Here is a 16,480-nt window from a genome sequence, read left to right on the forward strand (position 1 = left end):
TCGCGCTGGTTCAGCGCACGGACATTTCGCGGGCTATGCGCGGGAAGTCGGCCGGCTTGATGCCGATGTCGGCGCGGTCGGCATTGCTCATCGAATGCAGCAACGCCAGTGCGGAACGATAACGCAGATGCTCCTGCGGACGCGGACGGGCAAACATTTCAGTGAAGAACCCCATGATTCGGCCCCTTGTTGATCCTCCACGGCGCCGAGTATAGGAAAATTGTGAAGATTGTGCAGTGCAGCATTTGCATGGCAGCCATTCCAAGCGAATTTTTTTCGGCACAATTGCCGCGTGCGCTGAAACTTGTGGCGCATCCCCACCGTATGCATAGACGCTGGCACATGGCCGGCTTTTCCTCGCCACTCCTGGCGAATTTCCGGACTGCATGCAAATGCAGTCCGGCTTTTTGTTGGGTCTTGCACATCGCCAACCGGGCCCGCGCAAGCCTCGCAAACGCCTAAACTGGTTAAGATCAGCGGCATTCATTTTTAACGAGCCGGTTCTATGCTGCGACCGGCTCTGTTCGCACGCTTAAACGAGGGGGAGGCTGACATCGGCGCGAAGCGGGATTTCGCTTCCTTGCTCGACGATCTGTTCGTTGCCTCCGACAAGGATGAGGCGGCGGAAGAGACGAGCGCCCGGCCGTCGATCCCGTTCGACTATCTCTCCGTGGCCGACGAGCTTCATTCCGGCCGCATCAAGGTCTCGGGCGAAACATTCGCCGCCGAATACCGCGAGGCGGGAGCCGATCTGGCCGCAGAATTTGCCGCCCTTCTCGATCATGCCAAGCTGGCGCTGGCCGGCGAGGAGGCAAAGCCCGAGGAAAAGCTGCCGCCGATCGACCCTGACGCGATCGCCGTCGAGCTCGGCCTCGATCATCCAGTCAAGAACGCCGATCTCGGCCGCATGCGCCGCAGCTTCGCCTTCGCCAACCACCCCGACCGCGTCGCGCCGCATCTGCGCCAGCGCGCCATGATCCGCATGCAGGTGGCCAATATGCTGATCGATGAGGCCAAGCGGCGCGCGCTGGCCGGCGTCCGGCGCTGACTTTTCCAGGGTTCACGCAAAAGTCGGGTTCCCTGAGGGTTGGAGAGCGGCGCCGCTTTCCCTATACATGCGGCTTCCTTCCCGCGTAGCCGCGCAAACCTCCCGCCGGAGAAACCCCATGCACAAACGCCGTCTCGGTCGGACCGATCTTCTTGTTACCCAGATCTGCCTGGGGTCGATGACCTGGGGCCAGCAGAACACCGAGGCCGATGGCCATGCGCAGATGGATCTGGCCTTTGCGCGCGGGGTCAATTTCATCGACACGGCCGAGCTCTACCCGATACCGCCCAAGGAGGAGACGCAGGGGCGGACGGAGAAGTTCATCGGCAGCTGGATGAAGGCCAAGGGCAATCGCGACAAGGTCATCCTGGCCTCGAAAGTGGTCGGCCGCACCGCCAACCGCTGGTTTCGTGGCGACCGGCCGTCAAAACTGGTGCGCGCCGACATCTTTGACGCCATCGACAAATCGCTTGCCAAGCTCGGCACCGACTATCTCGACCTCTACCAGATCCACTGGCCGGAGCGCGACATCCCCTGGGGCGCCAACCCGACCCGCGTGGGTGCTGTGCCGCGCCGTGCCGATGCCGTTGGCGCGCCGCCCGGCGAGACGCCGATCGCCGAGACACTCGCAGTCTTCGAGGAACTGGTGAAGGCGGGAAAGATCCGCCATCTCGGCCTGTCGAACGAAAGCTCCTGGGGCGTCATGCGCTTCATCGCCGAGGCCGACAAGGGCGTCGGCCCGCGCATCGTTTCGCTGCAGAACGCCTACAATCTGGTCAACCGTACCTTTGAGGTGAACCTGGCCGAAGTCTGCGGGCGCGAGGATGTCGGCTTCCTCGCCTATTCGCCGCTGGCGCAGGGCTATCTCACCGGCAAATACGACCATGGCGCACGGCCGCAGGGTTCGCGCTCGCAGTTGTTCAACCGCGGCCAGCGCTACGAGACGCCAAATGCGGCGGAGGCGCAGCTCGAATACAATAAACTGGCGCGCTCCTTCGGCCTCGAACCGGCGCTGTTCGCCAACGCCTATGTCGCCAGCCGACCCTTTGTTACCTCCAGCATCATCGGCGCGACGACGATTGCCCAGCTCGAGATGGCGCTGTCTTCAGTCGACGTGACCTGGACCGACGAGATGCAGAAGGCCGTCGACGCGATCCACCAGCGCGTGGGCAATCCTTGTCCGTAAGCGGGCACTCCGGGCGGAATTCCGTAGAAAACACAAGGGGAAGGGGACAGCAATGGATTTTCCGATCGAGACCGTCAGGGGAAAATTTCCGGCGCTGGACCTGACCGACAAAGGCCGCCGGCGCATCTATCTCGACAATCCGGCCGGCACGCAGGTGCCACAGGCGGTTGCCGATGCGGTGGCGCGCTGCCTCCTCACCACCAACGCCAATCTCGGCGGCTATTTCGAAACCACGCTTGCCGCGCAAAAGGTGTTCGACGACGCCCATGAGGCGATGGCCGATTTCCTGGGTGCAGCGAGCGCGGAGGAAATAATCATCGGCGCCAACATGACGACGCTGACCTATCACATGTCGCGCACGCTCGGCCGCGGCTTCAAGCCGGGCGACGAGATCATCGTCACCCGCATGGATCATGAGGGCAATGTCTCGCCCTGGCTGCAACTGGCCGAAGATCTTGGCCTCTTGGTGCGCTTCCTGCCTTTCGACGAGAACAGCTGGCAGGTCGAGGAGGCGGCGCTCAGCGCTCTGCTTACCGACAGGACAAAACTCGTTGCGCTGAACTATGCCTCGAACCTCACCGGCTCGATCAATCGGGTGAAAGCGCTGACGGCCATCGCCAAACAGGCCGGCGCGGTGGTCTATGTCGACGCCGTGCAGTTCGCGCCGCATGGGCTGGTCGACGTGCAGGATCTCGGCTGCGACTTCCTGATCTGCTCGGCCTACAAATTCTTCGGCCCGCATATGGGCATATTGTGGGGACGCCGCGACATCATCGATGCGCTGCAACCCTACAAATGCCGTTGCTCTTCCAATGGCCTGCCGGAGCGCTTCGAACTCGGCACGCCGCAGATCGAACTGATGGCCGGGCTTACCGCAGCGGTCGATTACTTCGCCGAACTCGGTGCTGCGGCCGGCGAGGGCGGTTCGCGAAGGCAAAAGATCGCAAAGGCATACGAAGTGTCGATCGCCTACGAAAACCCGCTGGCGCTGAGGCTGATCGATGGGCTGTCCGCCATTGAGGGCCTGACCATCCGCGGCATCACCGATCAGAAGCGTGTCATTGAGCGCGTGCCGACCGTGTCCTTCACCGTCGACGGCATCGTGCCAGAGACGATCGTGCGGCAGATGAATGCCGAGAACATTTTTCTATGGTCGGGTCACAACTACGCCTGGGAGATCGTCCACCATCTCGGCATTCCGGCCGAGCAGGGCGTCGTGCGCATCGGTATTGCGCACTACAACACGGCGGCAGAGATCGACGAGACGTTGGAAAGCGTGCACCGGGTGATCGCCATGCTGAGGCAGCAGCGCTAGTCAGCTATCGCTGTTTGCCGCCGAAACCGGTGAGGAACGCCGTGAGATTGTCGCCGAGCGCGTCGCAAAGATAGCCGCCTTCCTGGACGATAACCGTCGGCAGGCCGAGCTTGGCAATTGCCTCGCCGATCCGCGAGAAACCGGGCGTGGTCACCGAAAGCCCGCCGAACGGATCGCCCTCGAACGCATCGAGACCGAGCGCCACGACCAGCGCGTCCGGCGAAAAGGCGCGGATACGCTGGAACGCCACTTCGAGGGCCTCCAGAAACGCCGCGTCGGCTGATTTGCGCGGCAATGGCAGGTTGAAATTATAGCCGAGGCCCGGACCTTCGCCGCGCTCATCGGCATGGCCCCAGAAGAACGGATAGAAGCGCACCGGATCGGCGTGCAGCGACACCGTCAGGACGTCGGAACGCGTATAAAAGATGCCTTGCGTGCCATTGCCGTGATGCAGGTCGACATCGAGGATCACCACCCGCGCTGCCTGCTTGCGCAACACCTGGGCCGCGACCGCTGAATTGTTGATGAAGCAGAAGCCGCCGGCGACATCGGCAAAGGCATGGTGCCCGGGTGGCCGGCAGAGCGCATAGGCGGCGGGCGCGCCAGCCATGACGGTTTCAGCCGCCTCGACCGCGCTCCAGGCGCTCCACAGCGCGCTCTGCCAGGTCTCGGCCGAAATCGGGCAAGCGGTGTCGGCCATGTGGTAGCCGGCCTGGCCGACCGCCGAGGCCGGATAGGACCCTGTGCGGGCCAGTGGATGGATGTTGGGGATGACTTCCGCGGATGCGCTCTCGATGCGCTGCCAGCGCGCAAAAATGTGTTCGAGGAAGGCGAGATACTCCGGCGTATGCACGGCCGCCACCGGGCCTAGGCCATGTTCCCTGGGCCGCTCGATCATCAATCCGGCGGATTTTGCGCCGGCTAACAATCGCTCTACCCGCTCCGGCTGTTCGGGATTGGGCTGCGGCGTACCGCTGGACAGAAAGGCCTTCGGGTCGTGGCGTTTCTGCTCCTCGGCAAAGAAGGCTTTCATTCCGCGTCCCCATCCTGCGCTGCATCGGCAAAGGCGAAAAAGGCATCGCCAACAATCTTCTGCGTCTGCTCGTAGCTCGACCAGGCGATGCCCAGCCGCTCATAAAAAGCCTTGGCGCCGTCATTGTCGGTGTCGACGGACAGCCTGAGATAGGCGCCGCCATCCCGGCGGCAGTCGAGCGCGACCCGGCGCAGCAGTCTTTCGCCGATCTTGCGGCCGCGAAACCGGTCCTCGACATAGAGGTCCTGGATATAGACGCCGGGCCGCCCCATCCATGTCGAGAAGATCGGGAAATGCAGGCAGAGCCCCGCAAAATCGCCGCCGATCTCGGCGATCAGGGTGGAGAAGGCGGGTTTGTCGCCAAAGCCGTAGCGGCGGAGATCGTCGGCAGTGGACGTGATCTCCTGATGCGCGCCGATATGGGTGCCGAGCTTGAGCAGCGCGGCATGGATGGTGTCGACGTCGTCGATGGTGCCGGGGCGGAGGGTGACTGTACTCACGATAGGCAAGGCGCCCAGGCACCCCCCTCTGTCCTGCCGGACATCTCACCCTCAAGGGGGGAGATTGGCAGCTTTGGCGCTGCCATCCATTTTGCAACGATTGAGATTGGCGAAGGCCGCAGTGACATCCGATCTCCCCCCTTGAGGGGGAGATGGCCGGCAGGCCAGAGGGGGGTGTGCCAGAACGCCATCATCGCAGATCAATCATCTCAAAACGCCACCCTATCGCCACCCTTCAGCGCCAGCATCTCGCGCGCCTCGGTCGGCGTTGCGACTTCCAGCGACAACCCGTCGAGAATGGCGCGTATCCTGCGCACCTGATCGGCATTGGATTTCGCCAATTGCCGTCCATCGTAGAGACTGTCCTCCAGCCCGACGCGGACATTGCCGCCCATCGCCGCCGCGATCGAGATCAGGGGCATCTGATGGCGGCCGGCGGCGAGCACCGAGAACTGGTAGCTGTCGCCGAACAGCTTGTCGGCGATGCGCTTCATATGGATGAGATTGTCGGGATCGGCGCCGATGCCGCCGAGAATGCCGAGCACGAACTGGATGAACAGCGGCCCCGACACCAGCCCGCGGTCGCGAAAATGCGCCAGCGAATAGAGATGGCCGACATCGTAGCATTCGAACTCAAAGCGCGTGCCGCAGCCCTTGCCGAGCTTTTCGAGCACGCCTTCCATATCGGCAAAGGTGTTCTTGAAGACGGTGTCGCGCGTGGCTTCGAGCAGCTTTGGTTCCCACTCGTGCTGCCACTCCCTTGGCTTGTCGAGCATCGGGAACAGCGCGAAATTCATCGAGCCCATGTTGAGCGAGCACATTTCCGGCTCGGCCCGCAGTGGTGCCGCCAGCCGCTGGTCGAGCGTCATCAGCGACGAACCGCCGGTGGTGATGTTGATCACCGCATCGGTCGCTTGCTTGATGCGCGGCAGGAACTGCATGAACACCTCAGGATCGGCGGTCGGCCGGCCGTCTTTGGGATCGCGGGCGTGGAGATGCAGGATTGAGGCGCCAGCCTCGGCCGCCGCGATGGCGTCGGTCGCGATCTGGTCCGGCGTCACCGGCAGATAGGGCGACATGGACGGGGTGTGCACCGAGCCAGTGACCGCGCAGGTGATGATGACTTTCCTCGGCGCCATTCTTTAGCCCTCAGCCTTCGACCGGCAGGTCGAGTTCGGCGGCCAGAACTTCCAGCGAATCGCCGATGATGGAAATGATCTCGCCGACCTCTTCAGCCGTGACGATCATCGGCGGCGCCACCATGAAATTGTCGCCGTCGACACCGCCCTTGACCCTGCGGCCGTAGATGATCAGCCCGCGCTCGTAGGCGAGGTCGAGCAGGCGCTGCGTGGCTTTCTTGCCCTGTTCGATCGGCCGTAGAGTTTCGGGATCGGCAACCATCTCGGCGCCGGTGAGCAGGCCTTTGCCTCGGACATCGGCGATGAACGGAAAACGCTTCGCCAGCCCTTTCAGCCCGTCCATCAGCACGTCGCCCATCGCGGCGGCATTGGCGATCAGGTCGAGGCGGTCCATCTCGCCGAGCACGGCGAGCCCGGCCGCGCAGGCGAGCGGATTGCCAGCATAGGTGTGGCCATGCTGGAAGCCGCCCGACGCCAGCAGCGGCTCGACCAGCCGCATCGGGGCGGCCAGCGCGCCGAGCGGCGCATAGCCGGAGCCAAGCCCCTTCGACAGCGCGACGATGTCGGGCTTGCAGTTCCAATGGTCGCCGCCAAGGAATTTTCCGGTGCGGCCGGCGCCGCTCATCACTTCATCATGGATGAGCAGGATGCCGTAGCGGTCGCAGATCTCGCGTATACGCGGATAATAGCTGTCCGGTGCGACGAGGGCCGAAGTCGCCGCACCGCCGATCGGCTCCATGATGAAGGCGAGCACGCTGTCCGGGCCCTCGGCCTGGATCTTCTCCTCCAGCATGTCGGCATAGCGGACGCCGCGCTGCTCCATCGAAAGATTGTCGCGGTCGCGCCATGCCGTCGGCGCCGGCACGGTCGGCATCACCCGCATCATCGGTGTGAACGTTTCGGCCAGCGCATCGTCGCCGGTTATCGAAAGCGAACCCAGCGTGCCGCCATGATAGGAGGGAAAACGCGTGATAACCTTCCAGCGCTTCGGCTGGCCGGTCGCGACCGCCCATTGCCGCGCCAGCTTGATGCAGGATTCCGTCGCCTCCGAACCGCCGGAGACGAAGAAGATTCGGTCCATGCCCTCCGGCAGTTTGCCGGCGAGCTCCCGCGCCAGTTCTTCCGCCGGTTCGTTCTCGAAATGCAGCCGGTAGGCGAAGGTGGCGCGGTCCATCTGCCGCTTCATGGCATCGAGCACGTTGCGGTTGGAGTGACCGATATTGGCGACCATCGGCCCGCTCGATCCGTCGATGAAGCGGCGGCCGTCCTGCGTCCACATATAGATGCCTTCGGCGCGGTCGATCAGCGGCCGGCGCAGGCTGGAGAGGTAGAACAGGTGCGATGGCGCGCGCGTTTCTGAACCAGTTGATGAGGGCTTCTGCATGTCAGGACTTTCCGAGGTAGCGATCGATTACATTCCTGGTCACGCGCTCGACCATCGGATCCTGCCTGAGCAGGCCGGCCACCCATTCGCAGCTTCCGGCGTGGAAAACCTCGCCCTTGCCGCGCGGGAAATTGACGATCATGCCGTTGCCGCGTTTGACTTTTTCCAGATTGGCGTCGGTCGCCTCGCCAAATAGCGTTTCGGCCGTAAAGCGGCCATCCTCGTCGGTGAGAAACTGGTCCTCGATCGGGATGTCGGCGCTTTCCTCGACCTGGCTCGCCATGCCGACGGCCAGCACCTGCAGCCCGTCAGGCGCACCGCTGTCCGGTGTCGGATAGGGCAGGCCGCCGCGGATCTCGAAATCGAGCCCGTCGACCTCATAGCCATAGACATGACTGTCGGCGCCAAGCAGGTCGCCATAGTACATGCCGGTGCCGGCAAAGGCCCAGTGCTCGGGCCGATAGACCGGAAAGCCGCGCATGCCGCGCGGTGCGCATCCGCCCCAGCCGGCATAGACGCCGCGCGTCGCGTTGAGGCCGAACGTCATTGCGCCGGGACGACCGATCTCAGGCGCTTCCCAGGAGTTGGTGGCGCGGGTGACGTCGCCGCCATAGGCCGGGTCTTCGGCGCGCGCCCGGTATTTGTAGCAGACCTGCCGCCGGCCTTCGTCCTCGAGCCTGGTCTGCCACATGAAATTGCCGGCAAAGCGCGCCGCATGACCGCCGCGCTCGACGTAGCTGTCGACGGCGTCTCGCATTTCCCAGGTCCAGTACTCGTCATGGCCGACGAAGACCACACAGTCGTAGCCGTCGAGAATCTCGGGCGAGAAGTGCAAATCGTGCTGGCTGGCGAGATCGACGCCATAGCCGGCCCGCTCGGCAAAGCGGAAGAAGTGGCTGTCATAGCTCGCCCAGCCGGAGGAGGTGTATTTCTTCGAATGTCCGGTGGCGTACGCCCATTCCATGTGCGGATAGCGCGGCACTGTTTTCGGCGGCACCGCAACCTCCAGCGGCACGCGCGGCGCATCCTTGGGCAGCACCACGAAGCCGCGGCACCAGGGCCGCTGCGTCGACACCATGCGCGCATATTGGTCGCGGCCCGGGCCGGTGATGCCCTGATAGGCGTTGGAGCCGCCCCAGGTGTTGTAGGACAGCCAGGTGCCCGTCGCCGCCACCTGCAGCACGCGACCGGGCTTTTTGCCGGGCAGGGGCGCGACGATGATGAGGTGGTGGCAGTGGATCGGCTTGCCGTCGCCGCCGTCCGCCGTCAGCGTCAGCCGGTAGGCGCCGGACGGCCAATCCTTGCCGATGCTGAATTGAAACGACGCCTCCCAGCCGCAGCCTTCGACCGAGCACTGGTCGGGCGTATCCTGCCAGCGCGCCGAAAGCCCCGTTTGCTCGAAGACTTTTGTCTCGCTGCCGCCGTCGCGGACAATGACAATGCTGAAGCGCGGCACTCTCGAACTGACATGCAGCGTCACGGTCTCGCCGGCGCGGTAGGAAAAGCGGTTGGAATAACACCAGATCTCGCCGCGCTCGCCGTCCATTCCCGGCCATTCATAGTAATGGCCGCGCACTGCCTCGCGGCGCTGCTCGGGCGTCAGTCCGAAATCGGGAAATTCGGTCGGCAGTTGGGTCATGAACACCGGAAAAGTGACAGGCCGCCATTTCGGCCATCTGCCGGCCAAGCGTCAAATGGAAACGATCGGGCCAGCAATTGCATACGACACAATTGCTTGGCCGCTCTTGGCCGCACCCGGCAAACCGACTATCTCAGGCGAGGCGGCATTTTCCGCCTCGGGAGCCGGTATGCTGAGAGTGCAGAAGGTCAAGGTCGACGAAATCTACGTGCCGACGGCGCGCAAGAAGACGCTGCATCCCGAAACGGTCCGGCATCTGGCCGAAGACATACTGGAAAACGGCATGAAGACGCCGATCCAGGTTCGCCATGACGGCAAGCGCCACATCCTGGTCGAGGGCCTGCACCGGCTGGAAGCCGCCAAATGGCTCGGCGAGACCGAGATCGACGCCTATCTGGTGCAGGCCAAGCGCCACTGAGGCGCGCGACCCGATCGAAAACAGCCAAACCGGTCATTCTTCCGCGGATTTTTTCGCAGGGCATGTCGGCATGCGGCGTGCTCGCTCGTCCTTGGGGCGGAACCCGAGGAGACCGACATGTCCAGACCAATCTATTTCGCCATTCTTGCCTCGGTCGCTGCCTTGTTTGCAGCGCCCGGCCCAGCCAATGCAGTGGAGACCAAGCCCGCCATGACCACCGAAGCAACAGCCATGCCGAAGCCGGAAAAGTCCGGCCTGCTGCCGATCGACGGCCTGAATTACTACTATGCCGTCTACGGCAAGGGCGAACCGCTGCTTCTGCTGCATGGCGGCCTTGGCACGTCGGACATGTTCGCGCCGCTGCTGCCGAAGCTGGCGGAAAACCGCACCATCATTGCCGTCGACCTGCAGGGCCATGGCCGCACCGCGCTCGGCGAGCGACCCTTCAGCCTGGAGGGGATGGGCGACGACATGGCTGGTATCGTCAAGGCGCTCGGCTATGACAAGGTCGACGTGCTTGGCTATTCGCTGGGCGGCGGCGTCGCCTTCCGTATGGCCGTCCAGCATCCCGAGACGGTGAGACGTCTGGTCCTGGTCTCGACCGGCTTCGCCGCCAATGGCTTCTATGACGAGATGCGCGGCCAGCAGGCGCAGGTGAGCGCGGCCGCCGCCGATTTCATGAAGGACACGCCGATGTACAAATCCTACGTCGCCGTCGCCCCACGTCCCGACGATTTCCCTAAACTGCTCGATGCGCTGGGCAATTTCATGCGCAAGGATTACGACTATTCCGCCGATGTGGCGAAGCTGAAGATGCCAGTCATGCTGGCCTATGGCGACAGCGACATGTACAAGCCCGAGCACGAGATCAAGTTCTACCAGATGCTCGGCGGCGGGCTGAAGGATGCCGGCTGGATGCGTGAGAACCTGTCGCAGAACCGGCTGGCCATCATTCCCAATCGCACCCACTACGACGTCTTCTTCGCACCGGAGCTGACGGCCGCGGCACTGCCCTTCCTCAATGGCGAAACCAAGGTGAAGACCTGGGACGAAGTCCTCAGCGAAACGAAATAGCTTGCCTGAAAATACATGCCGGCCGTCTCGAAGAGGCGGTCGGCTTTTTTGTGCCTGCGAAGCTACGGAGCCTTGGCGCAGCCATTGGTCCTATCGGCGCAATCGATGGCGCCATCAGGGCTTTTCAATTGACCGGAAGGTACTGTCGATATCATCAAGAGACCTTCAGTGCGATGGGTTCGAATGATGACGAAATACCAGGGCGGATGCCATTGCGGGGCAGTGCGCTACGGCACCGAGGCGGCGCCGCTCAACCAGCGCGTCTGCCATTGCCGGCGCTGCCAGAAGGTGATCGGCGCGGCTTTCAATGCCCGCCTTTTGTTTCGCATCGACGATGTCACCGTCGAGGGAGAGGTGGCGACGGTCAACACCTCTCCGGACCTCAAGCGCGGCTTTTGCGCCGCTTGCGGCACCACGCTGTTTTCCCGACGCGACTCCGCCGGCATCGTCGGCATCACCACCGGCTCGCTCGACGATCCCTCGCTGTTCAAGCCGGAAATGCATATGTGGACCGCCTCGAAGCAGCCCTGGCTGCAACTCGATGACGGCCTGCCGCACCATGAAGGCGCGCCGCCTCCGAACTGACGCCGGCCTTACCGGAAATTAATCCCGAAACCACGACATAGCCGGCAAAGCGTCATTGGCGGGCCATGATTGCCTGCCTATATATCGTCTGCGGGCCGGTATCGAGGAGACGACCGATGAGCGACAGAATCAACACCCTGGACGAGCTTTTGAGCGACCCGATGGTCCTCCTCGTCATGGAGCGTGACCGCGTGCGCCCCGAACAGGTTCGCCTGCTGCTCGAACGTGCCCGCCGCCCGGCCGCCGACGAACCGTCGGTGCCGCCGGCGCATGTGGTGGCCAAGACTTGTTTGCAGCAATGGCTGGGAAGGTAAGGCTATGATCCTTCGTCGTCCTCGGGCTTGACCCGAGGATCCACGCCGTGACGTCGGCCGAAGTATGTCGCGGTCGAGAATGGCTTCCTTGCTCGACCCGTTTCGCCCAAACTCAATCTTGAACCGTCTTCATGCCATGGATGCAACGGCATGGATTCCAGGGTCTGCGCGACGTCGCTTCGCGACTGCTTCGCCCCCGAATGACGAAGGTAGGTTATGGCCGCCGAACATACCCCGGCCAATTCCTAACAACTTGATTCAAACTTTGTTGGTAATTTCTCGTTAGTAATCGAGGCCGGTTTGTCCGGCGGCGTCTGTTTGCCTTCGGTCTGTTGTGTTTTGCGTACAGGTCCAGATGCGGATTTCAGGCGTCGTCAGTTTCATGTTGGCATCGCTGTGGCTTGCCGGCTGTTCGTCCACAGCGGGCGTCGATGGCTTGCAGCCGTCGAACGAGACGACCAGTTCGGTCGTGCGTCCGAGCGCGCCGGTCACAGCGGCTCCGGCGGAGACCGCCGACCTCGCGCCGATGCGGTCCGACATGGTGGCCGACAACGCTGTGGCCGACAATGCGCCGCCCTTTTCCATGGTCGAGGAAGAAGAGGCCATCGTCGCGGGCACGCCGCAGGGGAGCACCAGACCACAGCTCGAGCCCGCCGCTCTGATGTCTGCGCCGAAGCGGTTGACGCGCGCTGCGCCGGCCATGCTGGCCTCGCCGGTCACCCGCTACGGTTTTCGCGACGCCAAGCCGATCAATTTCGGCAAGGCTTCGCCACGCTACCTTGCCGTCCACGGCGTCGACGTCTCGCGCTGGCAGGGCAATGTCAACTGGGGCAAGCTGCGCGCCCAGGGCGCCAACTTCGCCTACATCAAGGCGACCGATGGCGGCGACCATCTCGACCCGATGTTCATGAAGAACTGGCGCAATGCCGACGCCGCCGGGCTGAAGCGCGGCGCCTATCATTTCTTCTACTGGTGCCGCACCGCGGGCGAGCAGGCCGACTGGTTCATCCGCAATGTGCCGAGGGTCGAAGGCGCGCTGCCACCGGTAATCGATGTCGAGTGGAACGGCGAATCTTCCTGCAAGCGGCGGCCGTCGCGGGCCACCGTGCTGGAAAAGATGAAGGTGTTCATGGACAAGCTGGAGCGCCATTACGGCCAGCGGCCCATCATCTACACCGCACCGGATTTCTATCGCGACAATCTCAAGGGTGCGTTTCTCGATTATCCGTTCTGGCTGCGCGCCGTGGCGCGGCATCCCTCAAAAGTCTATCCCGGCCGCAAATGGCTGTTCTGGCAGTACTCCGGCTCCGGCCTGTCGCACGGCGTGACCGGCCGCATCGACCTCAACGTCTTCCATGGCGACGAGCGCGCCTGGCGGGCATGGGCAGGCGGGCAGACGACCGTCGCCGACGCCGACTGAACGTCAGGCCGGTGTCGGTGCGCCTGCGCCGCCTGCCGCTGCGCCTTGGGTTGAATTTTCAGCGTCTCGCTAACGATCCGCTCACTCTGTCCTTTAGCGGTATCGCAACAGCCTTCCGGTAACGTGCCCGTGATCGGGTTTTCGGAGGGATCCATTGCGCAATCCAGTTGTGGCTGTCGCACTTGCCGCCGCCGTCGGCTACGGGTTTTTCAGTTCGCTCGGCCACATGCCGGGCGGAAGTGGCGCTTCGCTGGCGGAGTCGAAGCAGAACGTCGTGTCCTATTCCACCGAGGACAAGGCGATGCAGGCCGCCAAGGACAGCGGCCGCTCGACCCTCAAGCGCTTCCACGAACTGATGGACGCCGGCACGCCGGGCACCTACACGGTAAAATTCCCGCTGACCCAGAACGGCGCCACCGAGCATATCTGGCTGCAGCTGGTGGGCTACAGCGAAGGCTCCTATATCGGCCTGCTTGCTGACGTGCCGGTCAATGGCAACAAGTACAAGATGGGCGACAGGATGACGGTAACCGAGGCCGACGTCGAGGACTGGATGATCAAGAACGGCAAGGTGATCTACGGCGGCTACACCACGCGCCAGGCGCTTGCGGATATGCCGAAGGAGCAGGTTGCAAAGTACGGGTTGACCTTCAAGGACTGAGGGTTGAGGCGCGGGCGAGTTTTATCGCGGTGCCTAGAGGGCTGTCGCGCTTTTCGCGTTCGCGTATCTCTGCCGTTTGCGCCAGCACCCAGTCGCGAAACACCTTGATTTTGGGCGCGTTGCGGCGGCTCTCCAGATGCACCAGCCAATAGCCGTCGCCGTCCGATCCAAGCACGCCGAATGGCTGTATCAACTGGCCCTTTTCCAACAGGGCGCTGTAAAGGTTTTTGGTCAGGATCGCGGCGCCCTTGTCGGTCAGCGCCGCCATCGCATCATAGGCCTGCGTACCCAGTTTCGGGCCAGCGATGACGCGATCGGGCTCGAACGGCACGCCGGCAGCCTTGAACCAGATTTCCCACCAGGGATCGTCGGCACAGCATAGCGGCAGTTGGTAGAGATCCTCGGGGCGGTGGATGCCGCCGACGCTTTCGGCGAGTCTCGGGCTGAGCATCGGCGTATAGTCCGCCTTGAACAGATAGTGAGCCGTCAGGCCCGGCCATTTTCCACTGCCGGTGCGAATGCCGACATCCATGCCGCCGCGCGTGAAATCGACCAGCCCGTGCGATGTATTCACCTTCACGGCAAGATCGGGATGCATCAGCTGGAATGTTCCAAGCCATACGGCCAGCCAGTTCGATGCGAAGGTTTCCATGGTCGTCACCGACAGCACGCCGGTCGCTCCACCCTTGGTGGCGACCCATGCGTCGGCCAGGGTCGAGAACGCGCCTGTTGCGTGCGGCGCCAGCTGCTGTCCGGCCTCGGTCAGCGCGATCTGCCTTGTTTTTCTTATGAAAAGCGGCGTTCCGGCACGTTCTTCCAGCACCTTTATCTGATAGCTGGCAGCTGATTGGGTCATGCCGAGTTCTTCGGCTGCCTTGGTGAAACTGCCCAGCCGGGCCGCGGCTTCAAAGACCCTGATGGCTCCTAATGGTGGTAGTTCCCAGCTCATGACGCATCAATCCCGCTGATGCATACTATGCGACGTTCGATTGGAAACCAAGCCCGGAAAACGGCATGCTGCGTTCATCGGATCAGACCCTGGAGGATACGGCAATGACCACCACCATCGCTCTCTACAACACGCTTCGCCGCCCGGTGCTCGACCTCTTCACCGCGCCGTTCAGGCCTCGCAAGCGCGGCCTGCTCGACCGCCGCTCGCTGTCGGATCATTTCCTCAGGGATATCGGTATGCTTGACGGACGCGTGCCTCCCGGCACCATTGGCTAAGCAAGCTCTTTGACCAGGGGAGGGAAAGATGACTGTGCCATCCGAGGATCTGGCGAAGAGCCGCGAAACGATCAACGCCTATGAGGACTATGCCGAACGCTACGACGCTCTGGTGCGGCACGTTCCGAACCAAAGAGAACAGAAATGGCTGAAGCGCCTGGTGAAGATCGCCGGCAAAGGTGGCCGGATTCTGGAAGTCGGTTCGGGACCCGGATACGATGCGGACTTCGTCGAAGGGCTCGGTGTCCAGGTTCGGCGCACAGACGCAACGAAGCGGTTTCTCGAGTTGCAGGCAGCACGCGGCAAGCATGGTGAGTTTCTCGATCTCATCACCGACGATCTCGGCGGCCCCTACGACGCGGTGCTCGCATTGTGCGTCCTGATCCACGTGCCGCGCGAGCAGGCCGACCAGGTGCTTGCCAAGATTGCCGGGTCGCTGCGGCCGGGCGGCGCCTTTCTCGTCTCGATGCGCATTGGCGATGGCGAGAAGAGCGGCGAATATCATACGGTCTATTGGCGCAGGGACGACTTCGCGGCCCGCCTCGAAAACGCCGGGCTGGTCCTTGTCGGAGACGAATTCAACGTCGGCCGCGATCGCGAAGAGTGGACCACCTTTCTGGCTGTGAGGCCGTCATGACGCGCCGCGGACTGTTTTTGTTCGTGCTGCTCAGCCTCCTGTGGGGCATTCCCTATTTGTTGATCAAGCTGGCGGTTGCCGAGGTGTCGGTGCCCTTCCTGGTCTTTGCCCGAACAGCCGTCGGCGCGCTCGCGCTGCTGCCCTTCGTCCTTGTCCAGCGCAGTTTCGGATGGCTGAAGACACATTGGCCGGCGGTCGCCGCATTCTGTCTGGTCGAGATGATCCTGCCATGGGGGCTGATCACCCATGGCGAAGTCAGCATCGACCGTTCCACCGCGGGACTGCTGATTGCCATGACGCCGGCCGTAACCGTCGCGATCTCAAAGCTGATGGGTTCGGATGAGCGGCTGGGGATACGCCGCTGGACCGGCCTTTTCCTCGGTTTTGCCGGTGTCTTCGTGCTGGCGCTGCCGACCTTGGGTGGCGGATTTCTCGCGGTCGTCGAGATTCTCATGGCCGCGGCCTGCTATGCCTCGGGTTCGATCATCGCGTCGCGCTGGCTCAACGATTTGCCGGCAACCTCGCTGACGGCAGTCTGTCTGGCAGGGGCCGCGCTGATCTACGCCGTGCCGGCGGCGTTGGCCTGGCCGGCGGCCATGCCGTCGACAATGGTGGTTGGCGCAATCCTCGGTCTTGGCGTGTTTTGCACGGCGATTGCCTTCGCCACCTACTTCCTGCTGGTGCGGGAGATCGGCCCCGAACGGGCGGTCGTCATAACCTATGTGGCGCCCGCCGTCTCCGTGGCAGCCGGCGTGCTCGTCCTTTCAGAGCCGCTCGATATCGGCATTGTAGCGGCTTTCGCGCTCATCCTGTGCGGATCATATCTCGGCACGTGGCGCGCTCCGCCAGAACCGTCCGTGTCCGCGACCTCGGCAAGTTGACCGGCGGCCGCCAGCCGCC

General features: G+C 63.2%; 19 protein-coding genes. 12 read left to right on the top strand and 7 right to left on the bottom strand.

The annotated features are described in order from the left end of the window. Nucleotides 1–10: 10 nt before the first annotated feature. Nucleotides 11–175: a hypothetical protein gene (locus tag ACYG9Z_RS26740; RefSeq protein WP_023706483.1), complete on the bottom strand. Its 165-nt coding sequence runs from the start codon at nt 173–175 to the stop codon at nt 11–13. 405 nt (nt 176–580) lie between these two features. Here ACYG9Z_RS26740 and ACYG9Z_RS26745 point away from each other — a divergent pair, with 405 nt between their 5' ends. The 3 genes from ACYG9Z_RS26745 to ACYG9Z_RS26755 all read left to right on the top strand — a co-directional run bounded on the left by ACYG9Z_RS26745 (nt 581) and on the right by ACYG9Z_RS26755 (nt 3,549). Further along, nucleotides 581–1,048, top strand: a complete 468-nt coding sequence (locus tag ACYG9Z_RS26745; RefSeq protein ID WP_023697588.1) for a hypothetical protein — start codon at nt 581–583, stop codon at nt 1,046–1,048. 118 nt (nt 1,049–1,166) lie between these two features. After that, the gene (locus ACYG9Z_RS26750; RefSeq protein ID WP_023751464.1) at nt 1,167–2,234 is read left to right on the top strand and encodes an aldo/keto reductase; all 1,068 of its coding nucleotides are present in this window, start codon (nt 1,167–1,169) and stop codon (nt 2,232–2,234) included. Nucleotides 2,235–2,286: 52 nt separating this feature from the next. Further along, the gene (locus ACYG9Z_RS26755; RefSeq protein ID WP_023690167.1) at nt 2,287–3,549 is read left to right on the top strand and encodes a cysteine desulfurase-like protein; all 1,263 of its coding nucleotides are present in this window, start codon (nt 2,287–2,289) and stop codon (nt 3,547–3,549) included. Nucleotides 3,550–3,553: 4 nt separating this feature from the next. On the opposite strand, the gene ACYG9Z_RS26760 is transcribed toward ACYG9Z_RS26755, so the two are convergent. The 5 genes from ACYG9Z_RS26760 to ACYG9Z_RS26780 all read right to left on the bottom strand — a co-directional run bounded on the left by ACYG9Z_RS26760 (nt 3,554) and on the right by ACYG9Z_RS26780 (nt 9,244). Then, nucleotides 3,554–4,582 (bottom strand): histone deacetylase family protein, encoded by a 1,029-nt coding sequence (locus ACYG9Z_RS26760; RefSeq protein ID WP_023708623.1) that lies wholly within the window; start codon nt 4,580–4,582, stop codon nt 3,554–3,556. Beyond that, nucleotides 4,579–5,082, bottom strand: a complete 504-nt coding sequence (locus ACYG9Z_RS26765; RefSeq protein WP_031193711.1) for a GNAT family N-acetyltransferase — start codon at nt 5,080–5,082, stop codon at nt 4,579–4,581. Before ACYG9Z_RS26765 ends, ACYG9Z_RS26760 begins: the two co-directional genes overlap by 4 nt. Before the next feature lie 209 nt (nt 5,083–5,291). Further along, nucleotides 5,292–6,221, bottom strand: coding sequence for a beta-keto acid cleavage family enzyme (locus tag ACYG9Z_RS26770; RefSeq protein ID WP_023706488.1), 930 nt, complete (start codon nt 6,219–6,221; stop codon nt 5,292–5,294). Between the two features lie 10 nt (nt 6,222–6,231). Next, nucleotides 6,232–7,605, bottom strand: coding sequence for an aminotransferase family protein (locus tag ACYG9Z_RS26775; protein ID WP_023690163.1), 1,374 nt, complete (start codon nt 7,603–7,605; stop codon nt 6,232–6,234). A gap of 1 nt (nt 7,606) precedes the next feature. Beyond that, nucleotides 7,607–9,244, bottom strand: coding sequence for a N,N-dimethylformamidase beta subunit family domain-containing protein (locus tag ACYG9Z_RS26780; RefSeq protein WP_023690162.1), 1,638 nt, complete (start codon nt 9,242–9,244; stop codon nt 7,607–7,609). A 169-nt stretch (nt 9,245–9,413) separates the two neighbouring features. Here ACYG9Z_RS26780 and ACYG9Z_RS26785 point away from each other — a divergent pair, with 169 nt between their 5' ends. From ACYG9Z_RS26785 to ACYG9Z_RS26810, 6 genes are all read left to right on the top strand, one after another. Continuing rightward, nucleotides 9,414–9,662, top strand: a complete 249-nt coding sequence (locus ACYG9Z_RS26785; protein WP_023669061.1) for a ParB N-terminal domain-containing protein — start codon at nt 9,414–9,416, stop codon at nt 9,660–9,662. Between the two features lie 117 nt (nt 9,663–9,779). Further along, entirely contained in the window at nt 9,780–10,736 is a 957-nt protein-coding gene (locus tag ACYG9Z_RS26790) for an alpha/beta fold hydrolase (protein WP_023690161.1), read from the top strand. 186 nt (nt 10,737–10,922) lie between these two features. Beyond that, nucleotides 10,923–11,321, top strand: coding sequence for a GFA family protein (locus ACYG9Z_RS26795; protein ID WP_023684918.1), 399 nt, complete (start codon nt 10,923–10,925; stop codon nt 11,319–11,321). A 116-nt stretch (nt 11,322–11,437) separates the two neighbouring features. Further along, nucleotides 11,438–11,635 carry a hypothetical protein gene (locus ACYG9Z_RS26800; protein WP_023684919.1) on the top strand — a complete coding sequence of 66 codons (198 nt, stop codon included), beginning with the start codon at nt 11,438–11,440 and terminating at the stop codon, nt 11,633–11,635. 355 nt (nt 11,636–11,990) lie between these two features. Then, the gene (locus ACYG9Z_RS26805; RefSeq protein ID WP_023684920.1) at nt 11,991–13,055 is read left to right on the top strand and encodes a glycoside hydrolase family 25 protein; all 1,065 of its coding nucleotides are present in this window, start codon (nt 11,991–11,993) and stop codon (nt 13,053–13,055) included. Nucleotides 13,056–13,209: 154 nt separating this feature from the next. Further along, entirely contained in the window at nt 13,210–13,716 is a 507-nt protein-coding gene (locus ACYG9Z_RS26810; RefSeq protein ID WP_023700830.1) for a DUF2314 domain-containing protein, read from the top strand. Here the strand turns inward: ACYG9Z_RS26810 and ACYG9Z_RS26815 are convergent. Beyond that, nucleotides 13,706–14,665 carry a LysR family transcriptional regulator gene (locus ACYG9Z_RS26815; protein ID WP_023751465.1) on the bottom strand — a complete coding sequence of 320 codons (960 nt, stop codon included), beginning with the start codon at nt 14,663–14,665 and terminating at the stop codon, nt 13,706–13,708. The genes ACYG9Z_RS26810 and ACYG9Z_RS26815 overlap by 11 nt on opposite strands. 65 nt (nt 14,666–14,730) lie before the next feature. Between ACYG9Z_RS26815 and ACYG9Z_RS26820 the strand changes: the two genes are divergently transcribed. The 3 genes from ACYG9Z_RS26820 to ACYG9Z_RS26830 are packed head-to-tail and all read left to right on the top strand — an operon-like array spanning nt 14,731 to nt 16,461. Next, a complete protein-coding gene (locus ACYG9Z_RS26820; protein ID WP_023751466.1) occupies nt 14,731–14,943 on the top strand; it encodes a hypothetical protein in 213 nt (70 codons plus the stop codon). A gap of 28 nt (nt 14,944–14,971) precedes the next feature. Continuing rightward, on the top strand, nt 14,972–15,580 hold the full coding sequence (locus ACYG9Z_RS26825; protein WP_023751467.1) for a class I SAM-dependent DNA methyltransferase: 609 nt from the start codon (nt 14,972–14,974) through the stop codon (nt 15,578–15,580). Continuing rightward, nucleotides 15,577–16,461 carry a DMT family transporter gene (locus ACYG9Z_RS26830; protein WP_023751468.1) on the top strand — a complete coding sequence of 295 codons (885 nt, stop codon included), beginning with the start codon at nt 15,577–15,579 and terminating at the stop codon, nt 16,459–16,461. Before ACYG9Z_RS26825 ends, ACYG9Z_RS26830 begins: the two co-directional genes overlap by 4 nt. The last annotated feature ends 19 nt before the right edge of the window (nt 16,462–16,480 follow it).

The organism is Mesorhizobium sp. RSR380A (assembly GCF_054719385.1).